Consider the following 15169-nt stretch of genomic DNA (forward strand, 5'->3'; position numbering starts at 1 on the left):
TCGTACGCCCCACGGCAGCTCGCTCCGGCCCGCCCGGCGTGCCTACGGTGGGGGCATGTCCACCATCCTGATCACCGGCGCCACCTCGGGGCTCGGCCGGTACGTCGCCTTCGAACTCGTCCGCTCCGGGCATGTCGTCCTCGTCCACGGCCGGGACGCGGGCCGCACCGAGCGGCTGGCCGGGGAGCTGCGCGCCGAGGGGGACGCCGAGGCGTTCGTCGCCGACCTGGGCTCGCTGGCGCAGGTGCGCGAGCTGGCCGGGCACGTCGCCGACGCGCATCCCGAGCTCGACGTGCTGGTCAACAACGCGGGCGTGGGGTCCGGGACGCCCCGCGCGGGCCGTGAGCTGAGCGCCGACGGGCACGAGCTGCGGCTGGCGGTGAACTATCTCGCGCCGGTGGTGCTGACCCGGGCCCTGCTGCCGGTGCTGCGGGCGAACGCGCCGGCGCGGATCGTCAACGTCGGTTCGGCCGGTCAGGAACCCCTCGTCGCCGAGGACCCCGAGTTCACCCGCGGCTACGACGGCGCATCGGCGTACTGCCGCAGCAAGTTCGCGCTCGCCGCGCACACCTTCACGCTCGCCGACGAACTGGACGGCACTGGCGTCTCGGTGAACGTGCTGCACCCGGCGACGTACATGGACACGGCGATGGTCCGCGAGGCGGGCATCACGCCCTGGAACACGGTCGCCGACGGGGCGGCCGCTGTGCTGGCCCTGGCCACGCGCGACCTGGGCAGCGGCCGGTACTACGACGGGACGCGCCCGGCGCGGGCCCACGAGGCGGCGTACGACCCCGGGGTGCGCCGGCGCATCGCCGCGGTGACGGAGCAGTTGCTCGGCGCCTGAGCTACCCGGCGCCGGCCGTCAGCGCCGCCCGTGCCCGTGCCGCCAGCCCGTCCGCGCCGCAGGACACCGCCAGGCCGAGGCCTCGCTCCAGCTCGGTCGCCGAGCGGGCGGCGATGCCGTACTCGATCCGGGCCGCCGCGTGCTCGTACTGGCAGGGCGAGGACTCCAGGAAGGTGACGGCCTGGGCGGCGAGGCGGACCGCGCGCTGCCCGGTCTCCAGGGCGGCGGCGCAGCGCAGGGCCTCCCCTATGGCGGTGTCCGTGCCGAAGCGCTCGGCGTGGCGGCGGACGTCGACGGCGAGCCGGGCGGCACGGGCCGGGTCCTCGGTGGCCAGGGCCCGGGCGAGGTCGGCCGCCCAGGGGACGAGCACGGGGTTGTGGTGCCCGCGCGCTGCCGCCGCCTTCTCGGCGGCCTCCAGTTCGTTGACGCCGTCCTTGGTGCGGCCGACGGCCAGCAGCAGCCGGCCGCGCACCGAGCGCGGGTCGGGCAGCACGATCGTGGACGGGTAGGGCGGGGCGAAGCCGTACCGCTCGGCGACCTCCCAGGCCTCCTCGACATGGCCGCGGGCGAGCAGCGTGTCGACGAGGTTGCAGGTCGCGGACCAGTACAGGGGCAGGCGGCGGCCGACGCGCTCGGCGAGGCGCAGCGACTCGCGCAGGGACTCCTCCGCGTCCTTCAGCCGGCCCCGCCTGCGGTGGCCGAGCCCGACGTAGGCGTGGGCCAGGGCGAGGTGGCCGCCGCTCCAGCCGGCGGTCTCGTAGGCGCGCAGGGCCTCGTTGTAGAGGGTCTCGGCGCGGTCGAGGCGGTCGGTGAAGGCGTACGCGTTGGCCAGCATCAGCAGCAGTTCGATGCCCCACTCGGTGTCGGTCCAGCCGAGCCCGGGGGCCAGGCGGCCGTTGACGAGGGCGCGGTCGCACAGTTCGACGACCTCCTCGGCGTTCTCGCCGTGCATCAGGGCGTCGAAGCCGCGCAGGATGAGCAGGGCGCGTTCGGAGTTGTCCCGACCGGTGCAGGTGCGGGCGAGGTCGGCGAGCCGCCGGGAGCGGTCGGGTGAGGTGGCCTCGCCGGCGTGGATGCCCTCCCACATGAAGTGCACGGCCTGGAGCCGCATCCGGGCGGGGCCGGGCTGGAGCCGGGCGGCCTCCGCCTCGACCGTGCGGACCGCCTCCTCCAGCTGGTCGTTGTGGAGCAGCGCCTGGGAGAGCCGGAAGACGGCGTCCACCCGCTTGTCGCCGTCGAGGCCGGGCATGCCGAGCGCGGCCCGCAGCTGGCTGATGGTGCGGGCGGGCGCGGTCAGGAAGGTGGCCCCGGCCAGTTCGTACAGCACGTGCGGGTGTGTCTCGGGCCGGGGCGGCTCCTTCAGGGCGCGCTCCAGGCAGCGGCGGGCGGCGTCGGGTGCGCCGACGGCGAGGTGCTCGCGGGCGGCCTCGCGCAGTTGCCCGACGAGTTCCTCGTCGTCGTCCGGGTGGACTTCGAGGAGGTGGCGGGCGGCGGCAGCGGCGCCGTGTCCCTCGTCGGTGACGATGCGGGCGGCGATGCCGTGCATGGCGGTGCGCAGGGCGTCCGGGATCGAGTTGTAGACGGCGGTGGCGATCAGCGGGTGGACGAACTCCAGGTCGCCTTCGGCGGTGCGGCCGGTCGCGGGGTCGGGGGCGGTGAGGATGCGGGCGGTGCGCAGCAGTTCGGCGCAGCGGCGGGCCTCGTCGGGTTTCAGGGTGGCGAGCTTGGCGACCAGGTCGACGGAGATGCCGGTGCCGAGGATGGCGGCGGCCCAGGCGAACCTGGTGGCGTCGATGCCGAGTTCCTCCAGGCGGGCGACGATGCCGCCGCCGCGGGCCGAGCGGTTCAGCTCGCGCAGTTCCCCGGCCCGGGCCTCGACCGGTTCGAGTTCGCTGTCCCGCACCTTGGCGAGGAGTTCGACGGTGTCGTAAGGGTTGCCGGCGGTGACGGCCCAGACCTCGCGGCAGAACGCGGCGTCGGCGTGCTCGCCCAGGGCGGCGCGGGTGAGTCCGGCCGTGGCGTCCGGGGTGAGGGCGCTCAGGGTGGTGCCGGGCCCGTCCGCGGCGGCGGCGACGGTGTCGAGGAGCCGGGCGCTGGTGCCGGAGACCTCGTCCGGGCGGCGGGTGACCACGACCAGGACGGACATCTCGTCGCGGCGTTCGGCGAGCGCGGCGAGCCAGTGCAGGGTCTCCTGGTCGGCCCAGTGGGCGTCGTCGATGAGCAGCACCAGCGGCCAGTCCCGGCGGGAGAGCCGGCGCACGGCGGCGACCAGGCCGTCACACACGCCCTGCGGGTCGGCCTGCCGGTCGCCCGGATCCGCAATGCCGAGGGCGGGCCCGGCGATGTCGTACCAGTCGCCGAGGTACTCGCGGGCCTCCTCCGGCAGCATCGACATCAGCGCGGGTTGCAGTAACTGCCGTATGACGTTGAAGGGGACCGACCTGAGGGTCTCGCCGCCGCGGGCCGACCAGACCTGGCAGCCGCGTGCCTCGGCGATGCGGCGGGTTTCGGCCAGCAGCGCGGTCTTGCCGAGTCCGGCCTCGCCGCGGAAGACCAGCAGCCCGCCGGACGAGGAGCGGTCCGCGCACAGGCTGTCGACCGCCCGCGCGACGGCGGCGACTTCCTCGTCGCGCTCCCACAGGGAAGCCGAGGCGGCGGCCGTGGGCCGTACCTCCGTCATCCCGCTACCTCCCCAAGTCGCCCGAATGACGTACAGACGTCGAGCGTAGTCCTCCGATTGCCTGAGTGGAGGATGGTCGGGGCACCTGTTGCCGTGACGGGTGACACCGGGTGCGGTCAGGCGACGCACCCGGGCCGTCACCAGCCGTCTTCGCGTCAACGGCGTGCAATTGCAAGGGAGGTGACGTTCATTCACCACACCGGGGAGAGACGGCGGGGCCGACGGGCGCTGGTCGCCGGGTCGGTGGGCAATCTCATCGAGTGGTACGAATTCGGCGTCTACGGCTACTTCGCGACGATCATCGCGGCGCGGTTCTTCACGCCGGAGGGCGGCAGTGAGATCGAGGGGCTGGTGAAGACGTACGCCTCGTTCGCGCTGGCGTTCTTCTTCCGGCCCGTCGGCGCGGCACTTTTCGGCCGGCTGGGTGACCGGATCGGCCGCCGTCCGGTGCTGGTCCTGGTGATCACGCTGATGACGGTCGCGACGACGCTGATCGGCGCGCTGCCGACGTACGCGCAGGCGGGTGCCCTGGCGCCCTGGCTGCTGACGTTCCTGCGGGTGCTCCAAGGGGTGTCGGCGGGCGGGGAGTTCGGCGGGGCCGTGTCGGTGATGACGGAGTTCGCGCCGCCGGGCCGGCGGGGGCTGTACGGGTCGTGGCAGTCGTTCACGGTGGCGCTCGGGCTGCTGGCCGGCGCGGGCGCGGCGGCGGTGCTCGCCACGGTGCTGACGGAGGAGCAGCTGGGGTCGTGGGGGTGGCGGCTGCCGTTCCTGCTGACGCTGCCGCTCGGGCTGGGGGCGTTGTGGCTGCGTCTGCGGCTGGACGAGACGCCGGCGTTCGTGGCGGAGCGGTCCGAGGAGACCCCTCCCGCGCGCGAGGTCGTCCGGGCGGTCGTGCTGGGCGCGGGGCGGATCATGGGCTGGGCCGCGGCCGGTTACACGTTCCTCGTCGTGCTGCCGTCGTATCTCCAGAGTGCGCTGGGCGCGAGCTTCCAGCAGGCGCTGGTCGCCACCGTGCTGGCCAACCTGGGCTTCGCGGTGACGATCGTGCCGGCGGGGCTGCTCAGCGACCTGCTCGGGCGGCGGGCGGTGATGCTGACGGGGGCGGTGCTGGTGGTGGTCCTCGCGGTGCCGCTGCTCAACCTTCTTCAGGAGCCCGGGGTTTCGAACACCGTGAAGGGTGTGGCGGTGTTCGGCGCGGGTGCGGTGGTGGGGCTGATGGCGGGGCCGGGTCCGGCGATGTTGTCGGAGATGTTCCCGACGCGGGTGCGCTATACCGGCCTCGGACTCGCCTACGCGCTGTCCAACGCGGTGTTCTCGGGGTGCGCCGGGCTCATCATCACGGAGACGATCGAACGGACGGGGAGCGTCGACATCCCGGCGTACTACGCGGCGGCGGCGTGCGCGGTGAGCGTGCCGGCGCTGGTCACGCTGTCCGGGCGGCGGGCGGGGGTGGCCAAGGTGGCGGAAGAGAAGGCTGGTTGAACGGATGCGGGTGATCGGATGCGGGTGATCGGATGCGGGTGATCGGGCTCATGTCCGGGACGTCGTACGACGCCATCGACGCGGCGGCTGCCGACCTGGACCTCGTCGGCGACAGTCTGGTCCTGAAGCCGCTCGGCATGGTGAGCGAGCCGTACGACGGTGAGCTGCGCGAGACCCTGGCCGCCGCCCTGCCGCCGGGCACCACCACGCTCGGCGAGGTGTGCCGGCTGGACACCCTCATCGGGCAGGCCTTCGCGGCCGCCGCGGTCCGGGCCGACCGGGAACTGTGCGACGGGCGGGCCGAGTTGGTGGCCTCGCACGGGCAGACCGTCTACCACTGGGTCACCGGGAAGGAGGTGCACGGCACGCTCCAGCTCGGGCAGCCGGCGTGGATCGCCGAGGCGACCGGGCTGCCGGTGGTCGCCGACTTCCGGCCGCGGGACATCGCCGCCGGCGGGCAGGGCGCCCCGCTGGTCAGCCTGGTCGACCTGCTGTGGCTGCGAGGCCGGCCGGGCAGGCCCGTCGCGCTGAACATCGGCGGTATCGCCAACCTCACCGCGCCCGACGGGACCGCGTTCGACACCGGGCCGGGCTGCGCGCTGATCGACGCGGCGGCCCGGGGGTTCAGCGGTGGCGCCCTGGCCTACGACACGGACGGGGCCCTGGCCGGGCGCGGGCGGGTGCACGGGCCGCTGCTGGACCGGCTGCTGGAGGAGCCGTACTACGCGCTGCCCGCCCCCAAGACGACGGGCAAGGAGCTGTTCCACCTCGGTCATCTGCGGGACGCGCTGGCCGGGTTCGGGACGCTGCCGGCCGAGGACGTCGTCGCCACGCTGACGATGCTCACGGCCCGGACGGTGGCGGACGCCGTGCGGACGACGGGCGCGACGGAGGTCGTCGCCTCGGGCGGCGGGACCCGCAACCCGGTGCTGATGGGGATGCTCGGGGAGCTGCTGCCGGGGGTGGCGGTGCGTATCTCGGACGAACTGGGGCTGCCGTCCGGCGCGAAGGAGGCGTACGCCTTCGCGGTCCTGGGGTTCCTGACCCTGCACGGCCTGCCCGGGACCGAGCCCGCGAGCACGGGTGCGCGGCATCCGAGCGTGCTCGGTTCGGTGACCCCGGGCCGGGACGAGCTGCGGCTGCCCCCGCCGGCCGGCCGGCGGCCGACGCGTCTGCTGCTGGGCTGACGCGATCCGTTCGGCTCCTCTCATCCCGCTTTCACCGACGCCTCATACGGTGGGGGCATGACGCAGGAGACTCCTCCCGGGTGGTACCCCGACCCCGGACAGAAAAGTGACGGGCCCGCCACCGTGCGCTGGTGGGACGGCAAGACCTGGACGGACCGCATCCGCCCGGCGCAGCCGACCGCGACCTGGGCACCCCCTACCCAGTCGGGAGATCCGGCCTCTTCAGGTGATATGTCGCCCGCGGGGCAGCAGGGTCCCGCCGGGCAGGCGGAAGGGGGGCAGCCGACCGATGCCGGGGCACCGGGAGCGCCGGGGGATCCGGGCGGTGCCGGGCAGCCGGCCGGCGCCGGACAGCCGGAAGCGGGGCAGCCCGCCGATGCCGGGGCATCAGGAGCCGCCGGGAGTCCGGCCGACGCCGGCGAGCCGGCCGGGGCGGCCGAGCCGACCGGCGCGCGCGAGCCGGCCGGGGCGGGCGAGCCGGCCGGGGCGGGAACCACGGGAGCCTCCGAGCACCCGGGTGGCGCCGGGAGTCCGGTCGGCCCCGGAACCCCGGACGTTTCCCAACTCCCGGCGAGTGCCGGAGCCCCCGGGAACCCGGCGGACGCCGGAGCCCCAGAAGCCCCTGGATATCCGATTGGTGCCGGAGAGCCGACCGGCACCGGAACCCCGGGAACCTCCCAGCTCCCGGCGAGTGCCGGAGCGCCAGGCCCCCCTGCCTATCCGGGTGGTGCCGGACAACCGACCGCCGCGGCCTATCCGGGCGGCCCCGGGTATCCGCCCGGGGCCGGGTATCCGACAGCCCCCGGATATCCCGCCTATCCCGCCGCGCCTCCGGCCGCGGGCCGAGGGCGAGGGCTGCGGATCGGGATAGCCGTGGCGGCAGCCGTCGCCGTCCTCGCCAGCATCGGTGTCGGCGTGTACGCGCTGACCGACAACGGCGGCTCGGGCGGCGGTTCCGCCACCTCGCAGGGACCGGGCGGCCCGGGCGGACCCGGGGGCCAGGGCGGGCCGTTCGGCGGACCGGGCGGATCCGGAGGCGACGGTGGATCCGGAGGCTCCGGCGGGGACGGCGGCGGCTCCGGCGGGCAGAGCCCCTCGCCCGAGCAGTCCGAGCCTCCGAAGATCAGGAGCGGGTCGGTGACCGACGCGGTCAGCGGGATCAGCCTGCCGATCCCCAAGGGCTGGTACGGCCAGGAGGTCAGGGCCGGCGCGCAGGTGACGTCCGACGACTCCTACAAGTGCCCGGGCGACACCTCCTCGACCTGCACGAAGGGCGGAGCCTACTCGGCCCCGGCCCTGGCCCTCGGCACCAAGGGCAGCACCGCCGAGGAGATCGCCAAGGCGGACATCGCGGCGAACGCCGAGGAGTCCTACGGGGGCAAGTCCTACGGCGGGATCACCTCCCACGACGTGCTGGACTCCAAGGCCGTGACCGTGGCCGGGCAGAAGGGCTACCTGGTCCGCTGGAAGGCCGTCACGAGCAAGGGCGCCGACGGCATCGTGGAGTCGCTCGCGTTCCCCTCCCCCGCGAACGCCAAGCAGCTGGTCGTCGTGCGCTTCGGCGTCGACGCCGACCAGAAGGAGGCCGTCCTGGACGAGATCACCAAGGGCATCGAGGTCGCGACGGGCGGCGGCAACGGCCAGAACGTCTGACCGGCCGGGCCGCAAGGGGACCCGGACACCGTCGGCCGGGTGGGGCGCCCCGCCGCTCACAGGGGCACCCCGCCCGGCCGGGGGGGTGCGCGCCGCCCCCGTCCCCACGGGTCGGCGCGGTCGGGCCGCCGTCCGGTCATCCCGTGGACGGCGACCCGGGTCTCAGGTGAGGCCCAGTGCCGGCAGCACGGCCGCCTCCACGAACCGGACCAGATAGTCCGGGTCCGCGTCCTCGCCCTCCAGGAGGGGCCGGATGCGCAGCACGCCGAACATCTGCGCCGGGATGTACTCCAGCGCCGGATGATCGGCGGGCACCTCGCCCCGTTCGACCCCGCGCCGGATGATCTCCTTGAGCGCGGCGATCTCCGGTTCCACCAGCGCCTCGCGCAGCGCGCGCTTCAGCTCGGGGTCCTGGGGCGCGGCATGCGCGAGCGCCTGGAGGAGCTTGGTGTCCCGGCCCGACAGCTCGCCCGCCGCCCGGGCGGCCTCGCGCAGATCGTCCGCGAGCGAACCGGTGTCGATGCAGCGCGTCCGCCGGTGCGAGCGCAGCGCCGCCGCCACGAACTGGGGCTTGGTCTTCCACTGCCGGTAGAGCGTGGACTTGCTGCACCGGGTGCTGGCCGCGATCCCCTCCATGGTGACGGAGTCGTACCCGCACTCGCGGAGCTGCTCCAGCACGGCGTCGTAGAACTCCTGCTCACGCTCGGGCGTGATCTTGGAGCGGCGCGTGACACCGACCGGCTCGGGCCGGTCCGCAGCCTGCGACGTCATGGGCGGTGCTCCCTGGCTTTCGTCGGGCGGCCGGAAAATTCCCGGCCGGCGGTGTGTCGTTCATCTACCGATACGCCAGTGTACCGGTACGCAGCCGTATCGGTACACTGGCGTATCGGTACGCACTCGTACCGATAACAGCACCACCGTCATCGAAGGGGCCGGGGGATGAATGCCCGCACCGAGCCTGCGCCGGCGGGGTCCGACGCGATAGCGCGACCGCCGCTCGTCCGGGAGCTCCTGCTCGTCGCAGGGCTCTTCCTCGTCTACAAGCTCGGCCGGCAGCTGGCCACGGGCCACACCGGCGAGGCCTTCCACAACGCGCACCGCGTGTGGGACCTCGAACGAGCGGTCCACCTGCCCGGCGAGGGGGCGGTGCAGTCCCTGCTGCTGCACGGCGACGGCCTGGTGCACATCGCGAACACCTACTACGCGACCGTCCACTTCCCGGCCACCGCCGCCTTCCTGGTCTGGCTCTACCTGCGCCGCCCGGCCCACTACGTGTGGGCCCGCCGGGTGCTGGCCGCCGTCACCGCCGCCGCCCTGGTCCTGCATCTGCTGTTCCCGCTCGCCCCGCCCCGCATGCTGGCCGCGGCCGGCCTGGTGGACACGGCGCGGGTGTACGGCCCGTCGGTGTACGGCACTCCCGCGACGGACTCCCTGTCGAACCAGTTCGCGGCGATGCCGTCGCTGCACTTCGGCTGGGCGCTGATGGTGGCGGTAGGCCTGATCGTGGCGACCCGCTCGCGGTGGCGATGGCTGTGGCTGCTGCATCCCCTGCTGACGCTGCTGGTGATCGTCGGCACCGCGAACCACTACTGGCTCGACGCGATCGTGGCGACGGCGTTGCTGGGTCCGGCCCTGGCGGCAATCCATCTGCCTTACCGCACAGTGACGACGGCGGGCCGCGCGCAGGAAAGGCTCGTACCGGCTCAGGCCCGGGCCGAGGAGCAGGTCCTGGCGGGGGCGGGCCGATGAGCGCCGTCCTCGTCGCCGTGGTCCTGTCCCTCGTCTCCGCCGTCGCCTACGCGGCCGCGGCGGTCGCCCAGGAGCGGCTCGCCTCCCGCTCGCCCGGCTCGGGCACGCTCCGGCTGCTCGCCCGTGGCGCCTGGTGGTGGTCGGTCGGGCTGAACGCGGGTGCCGCGCTGCTGCACGTCGTGGCGCTGAAGTACGGTCCGCTGACCGTGGTCCAGCCGCTCGGCGCGCTCACCCTGGTCGCGGCGGTGCCGATGGGGGCGCGGCTGGCGGGGCGGCGGGTGAGCGCCGTCGAGTGGCGGGGCACCGCGCTGACGCTGCTCGGCCTGGCCGCGATCCTGGTCACGGCGTCCGGGCCGGCGCCCGACGACGTGCTGAGCGTGCCCGAGGCACTGACGGTCGCGGGCTCGACCGCGGCCCTCATCGGGGTGCTGTCCCGGCCGGGTGCCCGCCCCGGGCTGCGGCACGCGAGCGCGTCCGGCGTGGCCTCCGGGGTCGCCTCGGCCCTCACGCAGACCGTGACGGTGGCCGCGACGGACCGGTCCGGTCCGCTGCTGAGCGTCCAGGTGGTCGGGGTGGCGCTGCTCGTGGCGGCGTTCGCGGCCGGCGGGCTGCTGCTGTCGCAGACGGCCTACCGGGGCGGTCTCGGCGGCCCGCTCGCGATGGTGACCCTGGCCAATCCGCTGGCCGCCGCGGTGATCGGCCTGGTGCTGCTGGGAGAACGCCTCCAGGGCGGCCCGGCGGGCGTGCTGCTCGCACTCGCCGGGGCCGGCCTGGCGTCGTGGGGTGTGGTGCTGCTCAGCCGGACGACGCCCGCGGCCGTCCCGGCGGACGACGACCACCCGGTGGCCGCCGTCCTGGCCCTGGAACCCGGTTCGGCGGCAGCCGAACCGGCGCTGGTTCCCCGGCCGCACGATCCGGGGCACCTCACCGCGGCTACGCGGTGATGATCGCCGGGTCGCTCACGCCCGGCTGCCCGTTCTCGACGTGTCCCGCGAACCGCCGCAGGAACGCCTTGTCGCCCTCGGCGGTGACGGTCAGGTCGTACCAGCGGCGGCCCACGGCGAGGTCCACGGTCCGGCACACCGTCGCGCCCGGGCGGACGGAGACGGTCGAGGGCCGGCCGCCGTAGCCGTCGGAGAGCTTCAGCCGGGCCGTGCCGGAGCCCTTGTTGGTGAAGGTCAGCTCGATGTCGTCACCGGCGTGGCGTGCGGTGACCTCGCAGCCGGCCGTGGTGTTCGACCCCTTGAAGACCCGCACGAAGCCGTTCGGGCCGTGCACGGTCAGGTCGTAGGAGCCCGCCGACCAGGCCGAGTTCCAGGTGTCGGAGACCGTCTTGCCGGCCTCGGTGGTGTACATCCAGGGACCGTCGGTGCGGTTGCCCGAGGTGACGTGGAAGGCGGCGCCGGCCTTCGGTCCGGAGGCGAAGGCGAGGGTGAGCTTCCCGGCGGCCGCGTCGACCGAGGCGTCCACATGCGGGGCGTACTTCAGCGGCCGGGAGCGGCGCAGACCGCGTTCCTGGCGGGGCATGCGCGGGTCGGCGGGCGGGGTGGGCTTGTAGTCGGGGTGGCGTTCGCGGTCCTGCGGCTCGTACGCGTCCGTGCCGGGCAGCGGGACGGGGCGCGCGTCCTTGCGGGAGAAGTCGAACGCGGAGGTCAGGTCACCGCAGATCGCCCGGCGCCAGGGCGAGATGTTGGTCTCGCGCACGCCGAAGCGGCGCTCCATGAACCGCAGGACGGAGGTGTGGTCGAACGTCTCCGAGCAGACGTATCCGCCCTTGCTCCACGGCGAGACGACCAGCATCGGCACCCGCGGGCCGAGGCCGTAGGGGCCGGCCGTGTTCTTGCCGTCGCCCGGGAAGAGGTCGAGGGAGACGTCGACGGTGGACTTGCCGCGGGAGGCGTCCTTCGGCGGCAGCGGCGGTACGACGTGGTCGAAGAAGCCGTCGTTCTCGTCGTAGGTGATGAACAGGGCCGTCTTCGACCAGACCTCCGGGTCGGCGGTGAGGGCGTCCAGGACCTGGGCGATGTACCAGGCGCCGTAGTTCGACGGCCAGTTGGAGTGCTCGGAGAAGGCCTCGGGGGCGGCGATCCAGGAGATCTGCGGCAGCCTGCCGGCCTTGACGTCGGCCTTCAGCAGGTCGAAGTAGCCGTCGCCGGCCTTGGCGTTCGTGCCGGTGCGGGCCTTGTCGTACCAGGGGTCGCCGGGCTCGGCGTCGCGGTACTTGTTGAAGTACAGCAGGGAGTTGTCGCCGTAGTTGCCGCGGTAGGCGTCCTCGATCCAGCCCCAGGAGCCCTTCGCGTCGAGGCCGTCGCCGATGTCCTGGTAGATCTTCCAGGAGATACCGGCCTGCTCCAGGCGCTCGGGGTAGGTGGTCCAGCCGTAGCCGAGTTCGTCGTTGCCGAGGACCGGGCCGCCGCCGGTGCCGTCGTTGCCCGTGAACCCGGACCACATGTAGTAGCGGTTGGGGTCGGTGGAGCCGATGAACGAGCAGTGGTAGGCGTCGCAGACGGTGAAGGCGTCGGCGAGGGCGTAGTGGAAGGGGATGTCCTCGCGCGTCAGGTACGCCATGGTCGTGGTGCCCTTGGCGGGCACCCACCGGTCGTACGTGCCGCCGTTGTAGGCCTGGTGGCCGTCGGGCCAGGAGTGCGGAAGGCCTTCCAGGAACTGCATGCCGAGGTCGTCGGCGTCCGGGTGGAACGGCAGGATCTCCTTGCCGTCCTTCTCCTGGTGCCAGACCGGTGTGCCGTTGCCGAGAGTGACCGGACGCGGGTCGCCGAAGCCGCGCACGCCTCTCAGGGTGCCGAAGTAGTGGTCGAAGGAACGGTTCTCCTGCATCAGGACGACGATGTGCTCGACGTCCTGGATCGAACCGGTGCGGTGGTTGGCCGGGAGCGCGGCGGCACGCTGGATGCTGGCGGACAGCGCACTGAAGGCCGTGGTGGCACCCGCGAGTTGGAGAAAGCGGCGCCGGTTGACTTCGGACATGAAGGACAGACCTCTCATCCAGAGGTACGGGATGGCCGGAACGTGACGGAATCTGCGCGGAAGGAGTGTTTCAGGGACACCAAACGTCAAGGAAGGGGCCGGTGACAGTGGTGTGAAAGTCGCCGGTACGTGAGGTGTGCCGGGGCGTTGTCAGGGGAGGGTCATGGACGTGACAGAGACGCAGACGGTTTCCCCGCCGACGAAACGGCCCGTTCGCCAGCTCCTCGCCGCCTCCGTGGGCAACGCGGTGGAGTGGTACGACTGGTACGCCTACACGTTTCTGGCCACCTACATCGCCGCTCAGGTCTTCCCCAAGAGCGCGGACAACTCCCTGGTGCCGCTGCTGTCCACGTTCGCGGTGTTCGCGGTGGGCTTCTTCATGCGGCCGGTCGGCGGGCTGCTGATGGGCGCGGTCGCGGACCGGCACGGGCGGCGGGCCGCGCTGACGGTCACCATCCTGCTGATGGGCGGCAGCAGCCTGCTGGTCGGGCTGACCCCGACGTACGCGGCGGTGGGTGTGCTGGCGCCGGTGGTCCTCGTCCTCGCGCGGCTGCTGCAAGGCCTGTCCGTGGGCGGCGAGTTCGCTGCCTCGACGACCTTCCTGGTCGAGTCGGCGGCCCCCGGCCGGCGCGGGCTGTTCTCCAGCTTCCAGTACGTGTCGACGACCGTGGGACAGCTCGTCGCCTCCGGCATCGCCACGCTGCTCGTGGACACGCTGAACGACGGGCAGATGAACGGCTGGGGCTGGCGGGTGCCGTTCGTGCTGGGGGCCGTGCTGAGCCTGGTCGGCTTCTGGATCCGGCAGGGCGCTCAGGAGACCCGCAGCGCCGAGCAGCAGCAGGCCCCGCGTCCCGGCCTGTTCGAGGCGCTGCGCCGGCACCCGCGCGAGTCGCTCCTCATCGGCGGCATCACGGCGGGCGGCACCATCGCCTACTACACATGGACGTCGTACCTGCCGACGTACGCCGAACTCAACACGGGGCTGGACAAGTCGGACGCGCTGCTCGCGGGCACGATCTCACTGGCCTTCTTCGCCCTGCTGCAACCGCTCGGCGGCCTCCTGTCGGACCGCTTCGGCCGCCGCCCCCTGCTCCTCTTCTTCGGCCTGGGCTTCGCCCTGCTCACGGTGCCCCTGCTGCACGCCCTGCGGGACTCGTTCGCCGTGCTGCTGCTCGTGCAGTGCGCCGGCATGGTGCTGCTGACCGGGTTCACCTCGATCAGCGCGGCCGTGAACGCGGAGATCTTCCCGCCCCGGGTCCGCGCGGCCGGCATCGGCTTCCCGTACTCGCTGACGGTCGCCCTCTTCGGCGGCACGGCTCCGTACGTGGGCACGCTGTTCAAGGAGGTGGGCCACGCCGGGCTGTTCCCCTGGTACGTCGCTGCGCTGTGCCTGCTGTCGTCGCTGGTGTACCTGCGGCTGCCGGAGACGGCTCACACACCTCTGCGGCGATGAAGGGGGGCCCGTCGGTCAGGGCCCGGCTCGCGGGCGAGCCCCTTCCGCTCCCTCGCCCGCGGGCGCTCCCTCGCGTGTCCTCTCCTGTGCCCCCTCACGCGGTCCAGCGCCGTCCTGGAAGGCGGCCTGCGGTCCGGGCGCCCCGGTCTCTCCCGGCACGTCGCTGTCCTTGACGGCGGCTCTCTCTGAGTCGACCACGGCGTCGGTCGTCCTGCCCACCTCCGCCAGCGTCATCTGGGCGCGGTCGTCGACCAGCCGGGTCACCAGGTGCTGGGCGGCGCCGAAGGCCGCGGCCCAGCCGAGGACCTGCGCCCTGCTGTCGAGATCGCTGAGCCCGGGGACGAAGGCGCCCCGGATCAGCAGCAGTCCGAGGAAGGCGGACAGGGCGCCGGTGGGGAACTTCAGCACCGCCGACGCCAGGGGCAGCATGTAGGGCGCGTCGGTGCCCCGGATGCGGCGCAGTGAGGCGATGACGGTGAGTGCCGCGCCGGCGAGCCCGGCGATCTCGACGGTGAGGATGTCCCTCGGCTCGGCCAGGTCGCTGGCGGGGGTTCCCGCCGGCACATTGCGATGCTCCGCGGTGGGGCACACGACATCGATCCCGCCCGCGTTCCCGGGGTCGACCTTGGGCGTGAAGCACATGCTCAGCGACTGGGGGAAGAACCAGCCGTAGACGGCGAGGCCCGCGACGCCGAGCAGGACGAGGAACGTCGCGGTCCACAGGATGTTGCGCAGGCTGCGCACCCGGGCCAGTTCGTCGTCCAGCGCGTTGTACGCGGCGTCGAGCGCCCGGACCATGAGGTCACGGTCGCTCGGTGAGATCTCGCCGGAGAGGATGGAACGGAGCCGCCGGGCCAGACGGACACGTCGCGGGTCGTCCGCTTCCAGATGTTCCTTGACCAGCGCCATGACCTCGCCGGCACGGCCGGCGGCTTCCTCGTCGGAGACCAGTTGCAGGAGCATCACCTCCGCGCTGCGTATGTTCGACCAGACGCCCTCACGCGCGGCCGACCCGGACCAGGCACGCCGCCATCCGAAATCCTCGTCGGCAGCCGAGCCGGCCTTTTTCAAATGACCCCGCATTCCCTCGACGAGCGTCTTTCGGTCTTCGGAGCAGGGCTTGACACGCTCGC

Annotated in this window: 11 protein-coding genes and 1 pseudogene; 8 read left to right on the forward strand and 4 right to left on the reverse strand. The window is 73.3% G+C overall.

Translation table 11 applies throughout. The features are described from left to right. The first annotated feature begins 55 nt into the window (after positions 1-55). A complete protein-coding gene (locus tag CCL05_RS07405; RefSeq protein ID WP_086559679.1) occupies positions 56-847 on the forward strand; it encodes an SDR family NAD(P)-dependent oxidoreductase in 792 nt (263 codons plus the stop codon). Between the two features lies 1 nt (position 848). On the opposite strand, the gene CCL05_RS07410 is transcribed toward CCL05_RS07405, so the two are convergent. Beyond that, the gene (locus tag CCL05_RS07410; protein WP_086559680.1) at positions 849-3527 is read right to left on the reverse strand and encodes an ATP-binding protein; all 2679 of its coding nucleotides are present in this window, start codon (positions 3525-3527) and stop codon (positions 849-851) included. A 180-nt stretch (positions 3528-3707) separates the two neighbouring features. Between CCL05_RS07410 and CCL05_RS07415 the strand changes: the two genes are divergently transcribed. The 4 genes and pseudogenes from CCL05_RS07415 to CCL05_RS07430 all read left to right on the forward strand — a co-directional run bounded on the left by CCL05_RS07415 (position 3708) and on the right by CCL05_RS07430 (position 7849). Next, positions 3708-5009, forward strand: coding sequence for an MFS transporter (locus CCL05_RS07415; RefSeq protein WP_086559681.1), 1302 nt, complete (start codon positions 3708-3710; stop codon positions 5007-5009). Positions 5010-5041: 32 nt separating this feature from the next. After that, complete coding sequence (locus CCL05_RS07420; protein ID WP_086559682.1) at positions 5042-6196, forward strand: anhydro-N-acetylmuramic acid kinase; 1155 nt, start codon at positions 5042-5044, stop codon at positions 6194-6196. Between the two features lie 57 nt (positions 6197-6253). Continuing rightward, positions 6254-6367: pseudogene (locus CCL05_RS46000) on the forward strand (DUF2510 domain-containing protein); the annotation flags it as partial. 462 nt (positions 6368-6829) lie between these two features. After that, the gene (locus CCL05_RS07430; protein WP_244204206.1) at positions 6830-7849 is read left to right on the forward strand and encodes a hypothetical protein; all 1020 of its coding nucleotides are present in this window, start codon (positions 6830-6832) and stop codon (positions 7847-7849) included. Between the two features lie 162 nt (positions 7850-8011). Here CCL05_RS07430 and CCL05_RS07435 read toward each other — a convergent pair whose 3' ends face one another. Continuing rightward, positions 8012-8620, reverse strand: a complete 609-nt coding sequence (locus CCL05_RS07435; RefSeq protein ID WP_086559683.1) for a TetR/AcrR family transcriptional regulator — start codon at positions 8618-8620, stop codon at positions 8012-8014. 168 nt (positions 8621-8788) lie between these two features. Between CCL05_RS07435 and CCL05_RS07440 the strand changes: the two genes are divergently transcribed. Both CCL05_RS07440 and CCL05_RS07445 read left to right on the forward strand, forming a co-directional pair. Then, complete coding sequence (locus CCL05_RS07440) at positions 8789-9598, forward strand: phosphatase PAP2 family protein (protein ID WP_086559684.1); 810 nt, start codon at positions 8789-8791, stop codon at positions 9596-9598. Beyond that, complete coding sequence (locus CCL05_RS07445; RefSeq protein WP_086559685.1) at positions 9595-10542, forward strand: DMT family protein; 948 nt, start codon at positions 9595-9597, stop codon at positions 10540-10542. The genes CCL05_RS07440 and CCL05_RS07445 overlap by 4 nt, the downstream gene beginning before the upstream one ends. On the opposite strand, the gene CCL05_RS07450 is transcribed toward CCL05_RS07445, so the two are convergent. After that, complete coding sequence (locus CCL05_RS07450) at positions 10532-12583, reverse strand: phosphocholine-specific phospholipase C (protein WP_086559686.1); 2052 nt, start codon at positions 12581-12583, stop codon at positions 10532-10534. The genes CCL05_RS07445 and CCL05_RS07450 overlap by 11 nt on opposite strands. A 163-nt stretch (positions 12584-12746) precedes the next feature. Here CCL05_RS07450 and CCL05_RS07455 point away from each other — a divergent pair, with 163 nt between their 5' ends. Then, entirely contained in the window at positions 12747-14036 is a 1290-nt protein-coding gene (locus tag CCL05_RS07455) for an MFS transporter (RefSeq protein WP_086559687.1), read from the forward strand. Positions 14037-14051: 15 nt separating this feature from the next. On the opposite strand, the gene CCL05_RS07460 is transcribed toward CCL05_RS07455, so the two are convergent. Further along, entirely contained in the window at positions 14052-15107 is a 1056-nt protein-coding gene (locus tag CCL05_RS07460) for a hypothetical protein (RefSeq protein WP_244204203.1), read from the reverse strand. Positions 15108-15169 lie beyond the last annotated feature (62 nt).

The organism is Streptomyces africanus (assembly GCF_002150735.1).
In the GTDB taxonomy this organism is placed as follows: Bacteria; Actinomycetota; Actinomycetes; order Streptomycetales; family Streptomycetaceae; genus Streptomyces; species Streptomyces africanus.